This is a genomic window from Blautia faecis, assembly GCF_027662325.1.
GTDB lineage: Bacteria > Bacillota > Clostridia > Lachnospirales > Lachnospiraceae > Blautia_A > Blautia_A faecis.
In genome coordinates this window covers 68,227-83,348 of sequence record NZ_JAQDKY010000002.1, presented here as the reverse complement: position 1 = coordinate 83,348, position 15,122 = coordinate 68,227, and the positions used below count along the sequence as shown (strand labels likewise).

The 15,122-nt window shown below is 40.4% G+C and carries 20 protein-coding genes and 1 tRNA gene; all 21 read right to left on the bottom strand.

Annotated elements, in window-relative coordinates; translation table 11 throughout:
- Positions 1-23 precede the first annotated feature (23 nt).
- Positions 24-1,814: an HK97 family phage prohead protease gene (locus tag PGQ38_RS01800; protein ID WP_270430686.1), complete on the bottom strand. Its 1,791-nt coding sequence runs from the start codon at positions 1,812-1,814 to the stop codon at positions 24-26.
- Complete coding sequence (locus PGQ38_RS01795) at positions 1,807-3,051, bottom strand: phage portal protein (protein WP_270430685.1); 1,245 nt, start codon at positions 3,049-3,051, stop codon at positions 1,807-1,809. The genes PGQ38_RS01800 and PGQ38_RS01795 overlap by 8 nt, the downstream gene beginning before the upstream one ends.
- Positions 3,052-3,121: 70 nt before the next feature.
- Positions 3,122-3,370, bottom strand: a complete 249-nt coding sequence (locus tag PGQ38_RS01790) for a crAss001_48 related protein (protein WP_270430683.1) — start codon at positions 3,368-3,370, stop codon at positions 3,122-3,124.
- A gap of 13 nt (positions 3,371-3,383) precedes the next feature.
- Positions 3,384-5,147 carry a terminase TerL endonuclease subunit gene (locus tag PGQ38_RS01785; protein WP_173735480.1) on the bottom strand — a complete coding sequence of 588 codons (1,764 nt, stop codon included), beginning with the start codon at positions 5,145-5,147 and terminating at the stop codon, positions 3,384-3,386.
- Between the two features lie 13 nt (positions 5,148-5,160).
- A complete protein-coding gene (locus PGQ38_RS01780; protein ID WP_270430681.1) occupies positions 5,161-5,631 on the bottom strand; it encodes a DUF7211 domain-containing protein in 471 nt (156 codons plus the stop codon).
- Between the two features lies 1 nt (position 5,632).
- On the bottom strand, positions 5,633-5,983 hold the full coding sequence (locus PGQ38_RS01775; protein ID WP_270430680.1) for a phage head-tail connector protein: 351 nt from the start codon (positions 5,981-5,983) through the stop codon (positions 5,633-5,635).
- Between the two features lie 7 nt (positions 5,984-5,990).
- Positions 5,991-6,413: a hypothetical protein gene (locus PGQ38_RS01770; protein WP_173735477.1), complete on the bottom strand. Its 423-nt coding sequence runs from the start codon at positions 6,411-6,413 to the stop codon at positions 5,991-5,993.
- The gene (locus PGQ38_RS01765; RefSeq protein ID WP_173735476.1) at positions 6,400-6,732 is read right to left on the bottom strand and encodes a hypothetical protein; all 333 of its coding nucleotides are present in this window, start codon (positions 6,730-6,732) and stop codon (positions 6,400-6,402) included. The genes PGQ38_RS01770 and PGQ38_RS01765 overlap by 14 nt, the downstream gene beginning before the upstream one ends.
- 304 nt (positions 6,733-7,036) lie before the next feature.
- Positions 7,037-7,309, bottom strand: coding sequence for a hypothetical protein (locus PGQ38_RS01760; RefSeq protein ID WP_173735475.1), 273 nt, complete (start codon positions 7,307-7,309; stop codon positions 7,037-7,039).
- Positions 7,309-10,221: a hypothetical protein gene (locus tag PGQ38_RS01755; RefSeq protein ID WP_330674422.1), complete on the bottom strand. Its 2,913-nt coding sequence runs from the start codon at positions 10,219-10,221 to the stop codon at positions 7,309-7,311. The genes PGQ38_RS01760 and PGQ38_RS01755 overlap by 1 nt, the downstream gene beginning before the upstream one ends.
- A 1-nt stretch (position 10,222) precedes the next feature.
- On the bottom strand, positions 10,223-10,789 hold the full coding sequence (locus PGQ38_RS01750; protein ID WP_270430678.1) for a DUF2800 domain-containing protein: 567 nt from the start codon (positions 10,787-10,789) through the stop codon (positions 10,223-10,225).
- On the bottom strand, positions 10,761-11,051 hold the full coding sequence (locus PGQ38_RS01745; RefSeq protein WP_270430677.1) for a hypothetical protein: 291 nt from the start codon (positions 11,049-11,051) through the stop codon (positions 10,761-10,763). Before PGQ38_RS01745 ends, PGQ38_RS01750 begins: the two co-directional genes overlap by 29 nt.
- 24 nt (positions 11,052-11,075) lie before the next feature.
- Positions 11,076-11,149, bottom strand: a tRNA-Ile gene (locus PGQ38_RS01740).
- Between the two features lie 145 nt (positions 11,150-11,294).
- Positions 11,295-11,672, bottom strand: coding sequence for a hypothetical protein (locus tag PGQ38_RS01735; protein WP_195699370.1), 378 nt, complete (start codon positions 11,670-11,672; stop codon positions 11,295-11,297).
- Between the two features lie 80 nt (positions 11,673-11,752).
- Entirely contained in the window at positions 11,753-11,998 is a 246-nt protein-coding gene (locus PGQ38_RS01730; protein WP_270430676.1) for a hypothetical protein, read from the bottom strand.
- A gap of 81 nt (positions 11,999-12,079) precedes the next feature.
- Positions 12,080-12,322 carry a helix-turn-helix domain-containing protein gene (locus PGQ38_RS01725; protein ID WP_195699368.1) on the bottom strand — a complete coding sequence of 81 codons (243 nt, stop codon included), beginning with the start codon at positions 12,320-12,322 and terminating at the stop codon, positions 12,080-12,082.
- 243 nt (positions 12,323-12,565) lie between these two features.
- On the bottom strand, positions 12,566-12,820 hold the full coding sequence (locus tag PGQ38_RS01720) for a ribbon-helix-helix domain-containing protein (protein WP_270430675.1): 255 nt from the start codon (positions 12,818-12,820) through the stop codon (positions 12,566-12,568).
- Positions 12,821-12,823: 3 nt separating this feature from the next.
- Positions 12,824-13,027 carry a hypothetical protein gene (locus PGQ38_RS01715; protein WP_195699366.1) on the bottom strand — a complete coding sequence of 68 codons (204 nt, stop codon included), beginning with the start codon at positions 13,025-13,027 and terminating at the stop codon, positions 12,824-12,826.
- Positions 13,028-13,134: 107 nt separating this feature from the next.
- Positions 13,135-13,341, bottom strand: coding sequence for a hypothetical protein (locus tag PGQ38_RS01710; RefSeq protein ID WP_270430674.1), 207 nt, complete (start codon positions 13,339-13,341; stop codon positions 13,135-13,137).
- A 115-nt stretch (positions 13,342-13,456) separates the two neighbouring features.
- Complete coding sequence (locus PGQ38_RS01705; protein WP_270430673.1) at positions 13,457-13,828, bottom strand: hypothetical protein; 372 nt, start codon at positions 13,826-13,828, stop codon at positions 13,457-13,459.
- A 171-nt stretch (positions 13,829-13,999) separates the two neighbouring features.
- Positions 14,000-14,992: a DUF5688 family protein gene (locus PGQ38_RS01700; RefSeq protein ID WP_270430672.1), complete on the bottom strand. Its 993-nt coding sequence runs from the start codon at positions 14,990-14,992 to the stop codon at positions 14,000-14,002.
- Positions 14,993-15,122 lie beyond the last annotated feature (130 nt).

The window sequence follows — 15,122 nt, the reverse complement described above, 5'->3', positions numbered from 1 at the left end:
ATATTATTTCCTCCTAAAATAAATTAAGCCGCCGGCTCTTCAAGAGCGATGGCGGAATACAGTTTTGTGAGGGAACCAGAAAGTCTGGTCTCCAGCAGGTATTTATAACGGTTGAAATCAATATCGAAATCTTCAAATTTTGTAATTTCTCCGCCGTTAGTTGCGCCTAACTGATAGTCAGAAAGATTCACAAACAGACCGAGCAAATTTTTCTTTTCGCCGGTACTGGTTGTTCTCTGAAGACCCTCGAACTGTTCAACGGTATGGATCTCGTTTACGTTGAGTGCTTTCGCCAAGTCGGATTTAGAATCATAAATGCGACGACCGTTGAGGTCTCTGGAAAGCAGCATCACGTTAAGGAGATGCGGTGTACAATACAGATCTGGAGTTCCAGTTCCTTTGAATTTCTCTCTGGAATACAGAGCAGCCTCGATCATAGCCTCCGCCAGAATATAGTTCTCACTGAAGTTAGCACCTGTGTTTGTGCCCTGGAGTTTAGTCTTAGCGGCAGCCACATCAACGTCAGCATGGATGCAATACAGTTCATTATCGTTCCAGATAGATCTAATATGATCTTCATGGATTTTATCTGCGTCACCCTCTTCGCGTCCATCGCCAACCAGGATGGCCATAGCGATCACCTCGTTGAGAACATGTCTCATCATCTTCCACTGATAATCTACAATTTTGAAATCGGTGATATCCACAATATCATCCCTGTTCAGCTCATCTTTGATGTAGATGGTCTGCGGGTCGGTAGATCTACCAATCAGCTTGATTTTCTCCATGTTCTCCTTGTAGTCACCTTTCTTCTGATAACCTTTGGCTTTAAGCTCGGCGATACGGGCATCAGCATGTCTGGTACGGATGCGGCTGAATGGAGATTTATGAACTTTAGAAATAGCTGTATCAATCCAGGACTGGTCTCTCTCAAGGGTCTCCGGCTCACCTTTCTTCAGAAGTTCATACTCTGGAAAAAGCTTCTCAACTTCTGCATCAAATACACCGTGAGCCAGCTCATCAGAATGCTCTTCGGCGAAAATTGTCATGGCCTGTTTCAGACTTCCCACACTGCTCTTCTTAGCCATATTAATGATATCCACTTCGTCAGAGTGGCTGAGCACATTTGTCTGCTGCTGGGTATTACCCTGGTCAAAAATAGAATGTTTCATGTCTTCGTTATCCTCCTTATCATCGTCATCGGCAGCCCCTCCAATCATGCCGACCATTGCATAGACAGCATCTTTCTGTTCATCGGTAAGGGTGTCGAGGATCTCTTTAATTGTTTTTCCATTTTCCTGTTTGGTTGTTTCTTTTGTCTGCTCTCCGTCAGTCACTTTCTTTTCCTCCTGTTCTGCTGAGTGATAGAGCATAATGTTCTCATCATAAGAAGCAAAAAGCTCATCCTCTTTGTCAGCGCCGTGCGCCATTACAAAATCCACATATGCTCCGGGGTTCGCACCAGCCAGAACAAGGCTAAGTTCTCTGATGTTACCATGAATTACATCACTCCCAATCTGTTTGAGCTGGTTTGCCCAGATAGAAAGGGATTTCACATCACCGTTCTGAACGAGCATCTTAGCGCGTTTACCTTCTTCAGTGTCATTAAATTTACCGTAGGCATACACTCCGTCTGCACGATTCTTTAACAACGCATGCCCGAGAACAGCTTCAGGATTTTTATGATCGTGATTCCAAACAAGCGGTACAGTGCATCCATCGTTGTCCGCGAAAGCATTTTTTCGAATAACCCGACCGTCTCCGCAAGTAAGATCATTTCGTGTGGCATATCCACTGAAATCACAATTATTCATTTTGATCTCTGTCTCCTCCTTCTTGATATTTATGTGTTTCTGCCAGATCTTCTTTAGCCTGGCTTATGTTGCTATTTCTGAGTTCATCTGCCTTGGGATCTTTAGACGGTTTCATACCGATAACCTGGCGAATCTCATTCGCAGTCATTATCTCGTTTCTTGTGAACTTGTCTGCAATCTCTGCCACACCGCTGACCGGAACAAGTTTAAATGGGTCTCTGAAATACATGATCGACTGCCCCTGTGTTCGAGCCGTTTTAGACAGAAACTTACGCTTCATTTCATCTGCAATAGCAGACACAAATGGCTCCACCGTTCTATTCATGTAATTCAGCATCGTTTTTTCATCAGCCGTACCATTCAATACTTCCTGTGTGATACCTAACTGGGAATACAAAAGATCCTGAAGATATTCGATTTGTTTCATAAGATTATTCTCTAAAGACCTGTTTAACTGAACGACTTTCTCTGTGGAATCAATGTACGCAATACCATATTTCGACCCGGTAAGCTGCTTTTCAATGTCAGTTCGTCGGGTCTCAGCCTGATTTCTTCTTGCTTCTGACTTAATTGCATAAGGGAGCTGAATAAGTAAATCTAACTTGCCAGACGCCGTTCTTTCGTCTGTCACATCCAGCAGGCTCAATTTCCTACTCAATCGCTTAAACGTGGAGTTTTGTTCATTGATTATTGAGTACAGAGGGTTTTCGACAATACCGATCTGGCGCTTAGATAGGAGAATATCCTCTTTCTCACCAGTACGTTCGTTATAGACTTGAACCAGAACTTTTTCCGGATACCATTCCAAAATCTTTCCAGTTCTCATAGACAAAATATCATATGAATCTGTAAGCATTGGGTCCGCCGTAGTATAAACAGGAACCATAGCAACCCCGCCTTCATCCATAGCAGACATCGTTACATCTTGGATGTATGATCGTGCGGTCTGATCGATATTTGCTTCCAGAGTTAAACAATTGTTCAGCTCTGAATCCACATCTTCTATGTATCGACCGTCCTTATCCAGCTTACAATGTCTGAATCCGATACTCGCTACATCCAAAGAAATTCGATTAAAAATAGCGGTGATAATAGACCTCTCGTTACCACCGCTTAATCGTGGGCGATCTGGTCTGGCAGAATACCCCGGTCCATTTGATTGGTACCCACGTGTTGGATCACGATTGGCAAATGCATTGAATGCACGCTGTAATCGTCTTGTGATATTAAATTCCATTTTGATTTTTCTCCATATATATTTTCCAGGCTCAAAAAGTTAGTATATGCTAACTCTTGGGTAAAAAATTTTAAAGCTCAATTCCCTCAAATTCCGCACAAACTTCCAAACAACGAAGATACTCAACCATATACCGCTGTTGCTCATAAAGGATTGCTCTTGAAGAGGATGGGGTGAAATCAAGTTTGCCAGCCTCTAATTTCACAAGCATGGCATGAAGTTTGGTATATCTAATTTTGAGCTGATAATACTCAGCTTTGAACCGATCTTTATAATCGGAACTGTTCATAAGTTCAATTGTATCTTTCAATTCATTCATTATTCTTCCTCCATTATTCAAATGCTTCTCTATTCAGTTTGAATGCAATAAAAGCATCCATCATAGCCGCTACGGTATCAATTTTTGCTTCGTGTCTTCTCTTCAATAATTTCCTATTACCATTGGTGTCCTCCATAACTATGCAATTACCCATTGTAAACGTCATAAGCTGCTCGTCAAAAAGCAGCATTCTCTCTTCTGAAAGTTTCTTTAGTTCACCTAAGGGGACAGACTCGGTCTTCGAACCTTGGATTACTTTCTCAATGCCAAATGGACCATTTTCCCGCTCCCATCGTTCCACGAAATCTCTTGCATTGTATGGATCGTATCCAAAGCACCGAACATCGTAGCCTGTTTCTATGATGTGATTATCCAGATCATCATATACCTGAGTCATGTCGAGTATATTCCCATTCATAACATGAAGACTTCCCTCTTTTATGAAATCATCATATTTTCGTCGTAACGCACCTGGTAACTTAGCAAGAGTAAGTTCGGTTATATAATTTCTGGTCTTGACTCCAAAATCGCCATTACTCAAAGGAAACAGAAACACAAACGAACAGAAGTCATCACCCTTAGATAAGTCAGCTCCCAAAGCGCATGGCATCTGCCAGAATTCTCGTTTTCTGTGTACTTTAGTTTCTCCATACGTGAAGAAATAGGTATAACCCTCCATCGGGATGCCAAAACGTTTTGCCAGGATATCGTTTCTTGCTGCCGGACTATTTTCTGCTTTCTCGACAGCTAGCTGATAAGTCTCATAGGACACAGTCTTTCCTAGATTAGGATTAGCTTTTATCCACATGTCAGGCTTGCCAACTTCCTCCATGGAATCAAGCTTGTACCACCAGATTGATGTATGTGGTGCGTTATATTCTCCTTTGAGAATCTTCATTAATTCCATTTTGACGTCATCACCAGGACCGTTACGCACAGTACCCTCAGAGCTGATGGCTATAATTAAGTAGTCATCATTCTTACCACCACTCTGCTCTTTGGCAGCACTCTGCTCCAGTGTCTCAACAACATCCTCTCGGATATCTCCAGAAAGCCATTCATCAACCGTGGCCACCTTGACACGTAAACCCTGAAGCTTATCAATGGACATAGGTCTGACTTCTAACAGTGAGCCAGTAAGAAAATTCTGGATTCCTTTTTTGGTGGAAGCTAATTTAACCCTGTTAGCTCTTGATCCAGTTGTATTCTGTAACGAACCCTCGGTAAGAAACTGAAATAAAGGACCTCTGGCCCTCGTTATGGCAGTTCGGATTGGTGACATTACCTCTTCCGCCTGTGCCATAGTGGGAGCTGTTGTTACTTGATGAGTGGTCGATGTATCGACGTTCAGAAAATAATTCTGAATACAAGAAGCGTACATAGATTTAGCTGCACCTCTGGCAACTATAAGATATTGTTTCTTTATAAGCCTTTTTTTTATTCGGCGGTTCTCATAGTGCCCGGGTTGTCCATTCTCTCCTGGGACATAAATACTTCGATCGACAAAGTAATACCAACCAAATATCTGTTCAGCCCATAACTTAAATGAATCCAGTAAATGAAGATTCTCTCCATCTGTCAGTGTAAGCTCGTTCTCGCAATAACTTACGAAACCTAGAATAGCCTGGTCGTCATACCAAATACCTGGGTTTTCGATCCAGGAATCTATTCGGTTCATCTCCATGGAGATTTCTTTACAAACTGGTATTTCACCTCGAATCACGGCATCTCGAAAACGGCCGTAATAAATCGGGGTGGCTGTATTCGATAATGCCATAAATGTTCACCTGTTACTTCTTCTTATTGTTGGTATAGATTTTTACATCATCATCCAACTTGAATGTGTTGTTTATCGTCTTTGTCATGAAAGATTTTGACAACTGTTTACCAACATCAATTGCTGCCGGAGTAATCATATCTTTCATCACTGTCTGCGCAATCTTCTTACCCTTAGAAACTTGCTTTGGAGTTAATGAGCTCAATTCTTGTTCTAGTTTTATCCTGCTAATCTTCTGTCGGATTTCATCATCGGACATATCTTTCACGGATTTTGATTTCGACTTCGTCTTTGAAGATTCGGAACCCTTGGCGCTCTCTGGATGACGTCTAAGATTCTTTCCGGTAAGATTTGTATACTCAGCTATCATCTTTGAAGCTTTTTTTCTGCCAGCGGAAGTAAGCGTTCCATCTTTGTTCTGGTACCGTCTCACACCCCATTTCATACCAAGTATTCCGTGATGGGATAAGTATTCATTTTCCATATCACACCTCCTCTCCTTTATCAGCGTTCACAACCAATCTAAATTCGAGCATGTTAATCTGTCGGTTAATAGAATCCATGAGAGTAGCATTCTGAGGTGGATCAAAGAGCAATTTCACATTCAGATGTATGTATGATTTTACACCCTCTAAATCAGATCCCTCTGGTAGATACTCGCTCCAAGTAGTTGTTTTATCAGAGATTCTGAAACCTTTAGATGGTCCAACCCCCAACTGATTAAGAATCATGAATGTGGTATTGATATGTGTAATTATGTCTGTATCGAATTGCTCGTACTCTTCGGGTAATCCAATCATTTTCTTGATTGTCACAAGTATACTTTCATTATCCATCTCAGTATCACCTCCTCCATGGACATGTATCGTTTTTAGTTCTTTCTATAACAAAAACATCAGTCAGTGATTCATATGTGCCATAATGTATGGCATCGTGCGTGCGTTTCATAGTCGAAATAAGATAATCTGGGTTTAGTAGAAACTCAGTACGCTCCAAAATATCGGCTTTGGTGATTGGGTTCATATGATGAATGAGTATTCGGTCATTTATCTCGTATCCGTCCAAACCAAGATCACACCCATGGTCTCGAATAATCACCTGATCCCGAATTCTATTCCATTCTTTAGATTTGTAAAATATCTGATTCAAATATCGGTCAAACCCGAACGTATCTTCTCCAACGGAGCCACCTAAACGCAAATATTCATACCGCTGTTTAAATGTCGGCAAGCGCACCAGTTCGGAGTATGTTCTAATATTCGTCATAGCTCTCACCTATATTTCCGTTGCCACCATAAGCACGCATGGCTTCAAGAACTTTGGCATATTCTACAGCAGATTCTTTGCTAGCTTCAATCGCACTGGTTTTAGCTTTGAGTAGTTCATTCTCTTTTGCTAGTTTCTCCCTCTCTAATCGCTCTTTCTCTGTTCCGAGTTTAAGAAAATGAGTAATCAGCTGGGAAGATGCCGTTCCATTAAGTAATTTTTCCTCAGCGCGGTCCATCGCCAAGGATATGAGCTGGTTTTCTCTTGCCTCCGGCGACAATACCGGTCGAAGGCGCTTAGATTCCTTGGCTTTTGACATAGTTGTACACCTCTTTCTTGCAAATTTAATAGACTTTGTACTGTGTTTAGGTGAACTTATAGAGCCATCGGAAAATGTGGATTTATCTTTTCACTGAAAGGAGAATTTTACCTATGAAAAAAATACGTAAATAGCGCGAAATAGTTCTATAAGTTCGCCTAAACACAGTAAATTAAGAAAATATCAGCCGTGGTTTCACCCAAATGTTTTCTGGAAAATATCCCCCGGAGAATTTTCAAAGACCGGGGCGATGTAGGGAGGGGGTGTGATTTTCGAGACCCCCCCTCTATATCTTTCACTCCAATTAAGCCACCTCTGTGGTATTTGGATCTGTATTCTTTTGATTTCTGTACACTTTTTTGTAAATATTAAGAAAATCGTTATCAATGATTTCATCAATAACTCTTTCGTGTTCATCATCGAACTCTTTTTCTGACATATCATCAGAATAATGGGTAAGTCTATCTATCTTTCCGCATGTATTGTAACCATTTCGGTTATCAAACAGCATCCAAAGAGCAAACTGCTCAAATGGATCATACGGATTGTCAAATGTCGTTAATCTACAATCACTCATTAAGCTGTTGCTCCTTTCAAATATTTAGAAACTGTTGATGTAGAAACACCAAGTTTGTCTGCGATCTGCTGAATTGTATAAGAGGAAGACATTGCTTTGATACGATTTGCTGTAGCTGCGCTTATAGAAGCAGATGATTTAGGCATTGCTCTCTGACGAAGTGAATCAGGATCACAGTTTTGAAGAATGGATTTCAATTTGTTCTCACTAATTGCGCCTGCCTGAATAGCTTCCCATTCTTTGTCAGTTATCTGGATATTTCTATCTTTTCTGGAGATAGAACCAACTTCTTCTCTAGCTTTACTCAACGCTCTCTGTGAATCCTTCTTAATTTCTTTAGTCTTCAATTTAATACCAGCTTCCTCAGCTTCTTTCTTTTTGGCATTGATGGTGGCTGCAGCCATGCGGTTGGCAGTCCTCTCACGTACCGTATTAAGTTGCGCTTTATTCAACTTTTCTTCAAGACTATCAACTTCTATCTGATACTTAGCCTTGGCCTCCTTACTATAAGCAATCTTACCGGTCTTACTGATTTCAACACGTGCCTGATTAGCGAGTGATTTCATTGTGTTAGCATAGTCAGCGTAGATCAGTTCCATGGGGTGTCTATACTCTGACACCAGGGTCATGGCATTGTCGGTTTCCGCCATCTTAGTGCTTTTCTGAGTACGAACTTTATGTTCTTCGATGATTTCTCCGGTTCGCTTGTCCACTTTTGTAGTGGTGTAATCCGCGTCATCGGCTCTCCTGTACAGTAGTGAGCCTTCTGGTCTTGATTGGTCATAATCCGGCTTACCCTTCAGGTTTGGATGCGGTTGTCCCTGTCGTTTATCTACATCTATCTCACCTTTAGCTCTTGAGATGAGGGTAGATGCTCCACCAAATCTCAGATGACCGGTCGAATCGTAGTGCGCCTGGTATTCTTTCTTCAGAGCAGGTATATTATTATCTATCTCGCTCTGCTTGTAATCCAGATGATGCTTCTCTGCATCAATGACAACCATCGAATGGCGTACAGCTCTTGCCATCTTATTATCGTCTGCTCCAGCAAGGGTCATGTCGGTGATAAGATTACTGATTTTACCCATTTCGGTATCGGTCTTCTTCAACAGTTGATACTCATGCCCGCCACGATAGTAATGCTCCTTTCCTTCACTATCGACTCTTTTCTCTCCACCATATTCCATCTTAGGATCAAATCCAACCAGACCTTCAAGAGCAGGACGGGAAGCAATCTTCACCTTACCAGCTTTATCATGGGTAGGAATGCACATTGCTGTATCGCCATCGAAGTCTGCCCCAGATAATCGTTCGGCAACTTTGCTATTAATACCAACAGCATCAATTGAAGTTTTACCGATCATTTTGATGGCTTCTCTATTCTTATTGTTTACGGTAAGAATAGGTATCTCAAAAGTCCCTCCGTGCGGAAAACGAATAAGAGCAAGTTTACTTCCATCTGGATAACCAGGAGCATACACTTCTTTATCTGACATAGTAGTAAGCGGAAGTATAACATGATACTTCTGTCCCGGAAGAGCAGCAGCTTTCAAATGTACAGCCGCAGAATCACAAGACTGAGCAAACTTCTCCAAATAATATTTCTTTATAGTCGGGTTCGTGAGAGCATTAATCTCAGCAAACTCCTCTTTCTTATCTGCTTTAGCAATACCAAGCTGCTTCTCGGCCATAGCCTTGGACTGCTTGGACAAGAACTGGGATGGTAAAGAATCTTTCCATTCAGTCCAATCACCCTCAGCTCGTGTCTTATTAATTAAACCAAGTTTCTTTTCGCCTTTTTTATCGGTATACCAATACTGTCCACCCTGATCTTTCTCTTTGATGGCTGCGCCAAATGGGTTATCTGGATCGTTCTTAATGTCTTTCAGAACATCAAGTTTAGAAACGCTCTTAGATTTGTTGGTGTTAAATATAACATCCACACCTGCCGGAAAGTCTTTTGGATCACCGTAAACAGCCATTCCTTTGATGTACTTCTTTCCATCAACCATGATTCTAACCTGGGAATATCTGGATTCACCAAGAGACAAATCAGCAACACCAGGACGGAGTTGAACTAAACCATCCCTTTCCAATCCGCCTTCTTCTGCATAGCGGATTTTCAGTCGTTTAGAATCCATACTTTCTGGGTAATGAAATTTCTTTTCGTATGTGTTTCCGCCGTCTCTTGAAATATAATCTTTAATGGTATGAATCTTGTCCAAATCATAAATGGCATTATGAGGAGTGTCTGGTTTACAGAGCACTCGTTGTGTTGTCATCTGGCCCTTGTTGGTCACCTGCGCAAAGCGACCACCGTAGACTTTGTATCCATCCTCAGCCTGTAAGATGAAGAGAGCCTGATCTAACTTCTCTTTTGAAATGTTTAATTCGCGATCGACGCCAGTCCCGACATCAATCATACCTTTCTCATCAACATGTTTCTTTAACATCTCGGCAGTAGCTCTTGCCTGTTTCATTCTGGATTCCGAATTTGGGTTCAAGTATGATCTGACCGTAGATTCATTGACACCTAATTGTCTTCCGATTTCAGTTGCACTCACGCCTTTTTTCTTCAGAGCTTGTGCTCTTGCCACGTCATATCCACGACGCTCATCCTTGGCGATAGCGTACACAGTTCGGAAATCAGTAGAAGAATATCCAAGAGACTTTGCAATAGCATTATCGCCAGTATATTTCTTTCCAGTCTGCGGGTCAGTATAGGTGAATCCGTTCTTTCTCATCTGTTCGACACGACCTAAGAAATCCCTACTGGACTGAAATGGCTCTTTACCAGATCCCCAAGGATATCTACCGGATCTTCTAGGCATACCGTAATGCTCCAAATATTCCTCATCGCTCATAGATCCGCAACCAAAATACGAATCTATCTCTTCAAGTATGGAACTCATATCACACCTCCTGCAATCTACTCTTTTCTATAAGTTCATCGAAATGAATAATAGTGTCCATAATGTAGGAAATCTTTTCTGGATCAGGATGATGTACCAGAACTTCATCCTGTTTATACAAACGGAGTTCGATATCAATCGCACTGGGCCTATATTTATACTCCAAACAGAACAGAGCTGCATATACTTCCAATTGTTCAATATGATCTTCGATTTTTCCGGTTTTGCCTGTCTTTAAATCATGTATTCGTAATATGTTATTTCTGAAGCAGATAGCATCGGCTGTTCCGAAGAAATTATTTGAATAGTATAAGACAACCTCGGTATCCATCTTGAAGCCTATCGCATCGTTCACATATGCGTATATCGTCTTCTTTGATCGAGGCTGCTTAATTCCTAAATCAATCGTGTCTTTAGCCCAAGCGTGAAGCTTAGTGCCGATTTCTTTAGCTTTCAGATTTTCAAATACAGTGAGTAACTTGTCGTCCGAATATCTCAGCCATGCACTTGAACTTGCAGAAAACGGTGCATGAAGTCCGCTAAGATTCGAATGCTTGATGAAGTTCATCTAATACTTCCTCCTTGTTCTCTGGATATATAAATTTTGAAAATGACATATTATCCATTTTTTCAACGTAATAATCCTGATTCGGTCGATGTGGAGCTGTAGCGCTCTTTTTGACTTCAAGAGCAGCCCACTTGTCTTTATACAAAACCAATAAATCAGGAATTCCTTGAATATCAGCAGAATCCAATTTTGTTACAATACAACCCGGAAATCTGCTTTTTAATTCTTTCTTCAAGTCAGCCTGAAATTTATTTTCTTTCATGGCAAATCCCTTTCTTTTATAGAGTGGACCTTGATGGGTACGATCCATCGACATCCCGGTTATGAGCCGGACGCTCTAACCAACTGAGCTAAAGGTCCAATAAGACCCGGAGTCCGAAGAACATCCGAGTACGTTCCAAAATATAAAAGACAACGAACCAGCGTAAATCGCTAATCCGTCATCTTCTCTCTATAAAAGTGTATGTAATTTTCGCACGTAATCTTTTGGGGCACGTTCGTAACATCAGGTAATTAACTTGAAATGCCTCTCTTTATACTCTCTATTATTACGAGCTGCTCTAAGCACGCTCTTATGATCACCCTCAATATTTCTTGCACATTCTCTAGCCGATTGAAATTCTTCGCCAGATTCCAAAACTTCAATTCGCTGTCCAGGACGTCCTATAATATCTAGTGGAGGATCTGAAGAATATCGTCCTCCTGAAACGACGATATGATAACCATGACATGTGTTGAATCCTGTTTCTCCTCTAACGACTTTCCCCAACCATTTAGCATCAACATTCAGTCTGTTTGCGCATGCTTGTATAGAATTAAACTCCTCGCCAGTTTCGACAATTCGAACCGGAATACCGTCTCTTTTTGTATCAAATTCGTTCACAAGAAATATCACTCCTTTCGTGGTATAGCCAAAAAAAGAGCGCCTGTAATTCAAGCGCCCTGATTTAGAATATAAAGTTTTTATTTCTTTTTCATTTCAGATGTTACTTCACCAAGTACTTTTTTCATGTGTGACTCAAGTGTCGGATCATGTTTAAAGCAATTCTCAAGACCGAGTTCTATTTTATAAGCAGTCACCTTGCTACCAAGTTTATAACTTACACCAATAGTAGCAATAGTAATAACCCCGCCTACGATAAGTAACCCTTTCTCTTTCGCACTTAACTTTTTCTCCTCGACTTCTGTCACTTTTGCTTCTTCGCTCATTTTTTTCAATCCTCCTGAAATATAAATGTAAACCTTATGGTTCCATAATAGAGCTTGTAAATATCACGAGTCACTTCCACATCATTCAACCATACTGTATGTAGGAAGTAAATCAGAATACTCACATTGCAGAGCATAGCAGAGATTCATAAACGTTCTCATGTTCGGCATTCGCTGCTTATTCAAATATCTACTCAACGCAGCCTCTGTAATATGAGCTTTTTTCGCCAACTGTCTTTGACTGATTCCAACCTCATCCATAATATCGCTAAGGTTGTCTGCAAAAATACAAATGAACTCAACTTCGCTAATGCTGTTTCGCATAAAATTCCTCCATTTAGTTTTTGGATATCCAATATTATCCAAGCGGTAAGGGGTGGCAAAAGTCTTTATATATTTTATTTTTTTCTCACGTAATAATAAGGGGGTTACCTCTTGGATAAGTGGATATCCAACAATTATCCCATTTTTAGTCCAAAATAGCCCTAAAATGGTGTTTTTTGACGATTTTGACCGAGTTTTTGGATATCCAATAATTATTACTTTAGTTTTTTGGATATCCAATAATTACCAGATGTCTTCGTCTTCCTCGTCAGTTTTTGGATATCCATTAATGTCATTATCATTTTCTTCTATTTCTGGATATCCAATAATTCCATCATTTTTCGATAAATAATTGAAAATTTTCAATCCTTTTCTCAAGACTTCTGCCTTAGACAAACCTTCCTTTTCCGCTAATTTTTTTAAAATGTAATTCTCCTCCTGCGACAGTCGAAGTCGATACTGTTCACATTTACCGTTAAATCCTTTCGGTCTTCCCACATTCTATCTCCAAACCTTTCCGTTCGTCTTATCCTGAAGCACCACACGCCCCTGGATAACAAAACCATTCATTGCACAAATATTATGCAAATCTCTCATAGTCTTTTTAAATCTACGATAATCAATCTCACGATCAGCTCTGTTTATCGCTCCACAGGCTGTAGGATCATCAAACCCCTCACTATTTCTATTACTGTGTCTTCCCATTTCTTTTCTTCCTTTCTTTTAAATAATCCAGAGAGTCCAAAGCCCGATCACCAATAATATCCCGAATAAGATACTAATCAATAAGTCTAACATCATAATTTATTCTTTCATTCCCTTTCCTTTAATATATCTGTGCCAAGAAATTCTTTTATCTTTCCAAGACACTCATCACACAAATCAATTCTACTACTGTTGAAACCTTGAAGGGTCTCGAAGCGTAACCCCATTACAGTTCCCATACCCAAGTCATATCTATATTTCTTATTCTCATCATAATACTTTCCACACCTGTCGCATTTTCTTGCTATTGCCATTTTCAAATACTCCTCCAAATATCAATAATAATTTTAATTGTCCATGACACCGCAACTGCCATCAAACATATTAACAACATCCCGAGCATGACATCAATTAAAAAATCAAACATCCTCACACCATCACTTTCTCAGCCTTTAACCGGACTCCGCCATATTTCCAAAGCTTATCCTTAATCTCATCCAAGCTCAGCTTACCGTCCTGCCATGCTTCGTAATATTCGATAACCTTATCTGTGAATCCCGGTAGTTTTTGCGCATAAGACTTCTTCCAATACTCATCCATCAAAACACAAAGAGGTAGTCCAAGAAATAACGCAAGCGCAGTGTTGATTGCTTCATCTGCCGCCTCTCGCTTTGCTTCAGATATCTGTTTCTGCACAAGACTATTCACCATTTGATCCAGCTGAGCCTTAGTGAGGTTATATGTGATTGTGTGCTCTTTCTCAGATTCTCTTTTCTGTCGTCGCATTTCAGCTCTGGTCATATTAAAAGCCTCCGTTCAACAAATAAAAGCCAATCTCGATAAGAGCCGAAATAAGCATATATCCTAAACCAGTCCTAATTCTTTCGTTCGCATCTAGCTCTATCCCTACCATAAAAATAACGGACCAAATGATTCCAGTCCAGACTAGATATAATCCAATTGCTTTTGTCATCACATTTTCCTTTCTTGTTCAAGAAATTCTGGCACTCCAAGATTAAAGAAAGTACCATCTTTATAAATCCAAAAAGTACCGGTTTTCCTACTATATTTATATATCTTGTCAGTGAGAAAATCTTCCTCCGGTGTCGCCTCCATGATAGTTTCTTTCAAGATTCGCTCCAAATCTTCCGGAGGATATAAACTATCTACACTATGTATCATTGCTTCATGGATACTTGTGAATACTACATAAAAGTCTCCATTAAGCAAATGGGCTAATCTTTGAGCTACGCCTGGTAAAAATATTGCGACTCCTCCATTTGTTTTTCTTACGGTGCTAAGACAATTTCCAACCTCATAATTATCTATTTGAAAAATATTATTTAAATCCATAAAGCATTCACCGCTGTAATCTGGATTGGATAACATTTCTTCCCATAAGTAAATACGAGGAGGGGAAATGAAATAGGTATTCAGAAGCGCCGTATCAAATACTGTCTCTGCGCTCAGCCCCCACTCATTCAGATTCTCTCGTCGTATTTTCATACTGGCGATCCGGTTTTCCGCCTTTCCCACTTGCATATACAACACCAACGCAATTTCCCCAATCACCTTGTACACGGCTTTGGACAATTCTTTTTCATAGAGTTTTCTATTAAGAGGGCGGATGAATAAGTCCCCTTTTATTTTCTCATAATCGTTCAGATTCTTTGTCTTCTCAAAAAATCCAGCTGCTCTTAATTTCAGCACCTCTCCCGCCACTGTGTTTGCGATTGTTTCTATTGAAACACCATCTTCGTAATCTTCAAAAAGTTCCTCCGTGTGAATTCCACAGACTTCTTTTCCTGCCGCTGAAGCTCGGACTTCTACAAACAGTCGATCACCATTAGGAGTCATTCCATTCTCATCTCGCTCTTCAAAGTAGATTTGTTTCTCCCCAAGCCCAAGACGCTCCATTAACTCATGCCTTAGACAGCCTACAAATTCTTCATACTTTTTGTTCATACAAAAATCCTCCTTTTCGTGGTGTGAAAATAAAAATAGAGCCACAGTATTTCTACCGTAGCCCTATTCGAGTACAACCGTCAGTCTGCATATATGTTTTCTACTCATTACAGAGAATGTTAATTTTGCG

Coding starts and splice junctions, on each gene's coding strand:
- PGQ38_RS01730 (WP_270430676.1), bottom strand. CDS start 11,998: ATGAGCGAAGAAGCAAAAGTGACAGAAGTCGAGGAGAAAAAGTTAAGT.
- PGQ38_RS01755 (WP_330674422.1), bottom strand. CDS start 10,221: ATGAGTTCCATACTTGAAGAGATAGATTCGTATTTTGGTTGCGGATCT.
- PGQ38_RS01765 (WP_173735476.1), bottom strand. CDS start 6,732: ATGTCAAAAGCCAAGGAATCTAAGCGCCTTCGACCGGTATTGTCGCCG.
- PGQ38_RS01780 (WP_270430681.1), bottom strand. CDS start 5,631: ATGGAAAATGAATACTTATCCCATCACGGAATACTTGGTATGAAATGG.
- PGQ38_RS01700 (WP_270430672.1), bottom strand. CDS start 14,992: ATGAACAAAAAGTATGAAGAATTTGTAGGCTGTCTAAGGCATGAGTTA.
- PGQ38_RS01710 (WP_270430674.1), bottom strand. CDS start 13,341: ATGGCAATAGCAAGAAAATGCGACAGGTGTGGAAAGTATTATGATGAG.
- PGQ38_RS01745 (WP_270430677.1), bottom strand. CDS start 11,051: ATGAAAGAAAATAAATTTCAGGCTGACTTGAAGAAAGAATTAAAAAGC.
- PGQ38_RS01770 (WP_173735477.1), bottom strand. CDS start 6,413: ATGACGAATATTAGAACATACTCCGAACTGGTGCGCTTGCCGACATTT.
- PGQ38_RS01795 (WP_270430685.1), bottom strand. CDS start 3,051: ATGGAATTTAATATCACAAGACGATTACAGCGTGCATTCAATGCATTT.
- PGQ38_RS01775 (WP_270430680.1), bottom strand. CDS start 5,983: ATGGATAATGAAAGTATACTTGTGACAATCAAGAAAATGATTGGATTA.
- PGQ38_RS01750 (WP_270430678.1), bottom strand. CDS start 10,789: ATGAACTTCATCAAGCATTCGAATCTTAGCGGACTTCATGCACCGTTT.
- PGQ38_RS01705 (WP_270430673.1), bottom strand. CDS start 13,828: ATGACCAGAGCTGAAATGCGACGACAGAAAAGAGAATCTGAGAAAGAG.
- PGQ38_RS01785 (WP_173735480.1), bottom strand. CDS start 5,147: ATGGCATTATCGAATACAGCCACCCCGATTTATTACGGCCGTTTTCGA.
- PGQ38_RS01790 (WP_270430683.1), bottom strand. CDS start 3,370: ATGAATGAATTGAAAGATACAATTGAACTTATGAACAGTTCCGATTAT.
- PGQ38_RS01715 (WP_195699366.1), bottom strand. CDS start 13,027: ATGGGAAGACACAGTAATAGAAATAGTGAGGGGTTTGATGATCCTACA.
- PGQ38_RS01725 (WP_195699368.1), bottom strand. CDS start 12,322: ATGCGAAACAGCATTAGCGAAGTTGAGTTCATTTGTATTTTTGCAGAC.
- PGQ38_RS01800 (WP_270430686.1), bottom strand. CDS start 1,814: ATGAATAATTGTGATTTCAGTGGATATGCCACACGAAATGATCTTACT.
- PGQ38_RS01760 (WP_173735475.1), bottom strand. CDS start 7,309: ATGAGTGATTGTAGATTAACGACATTTGACAATCCGTATGATCCATTT.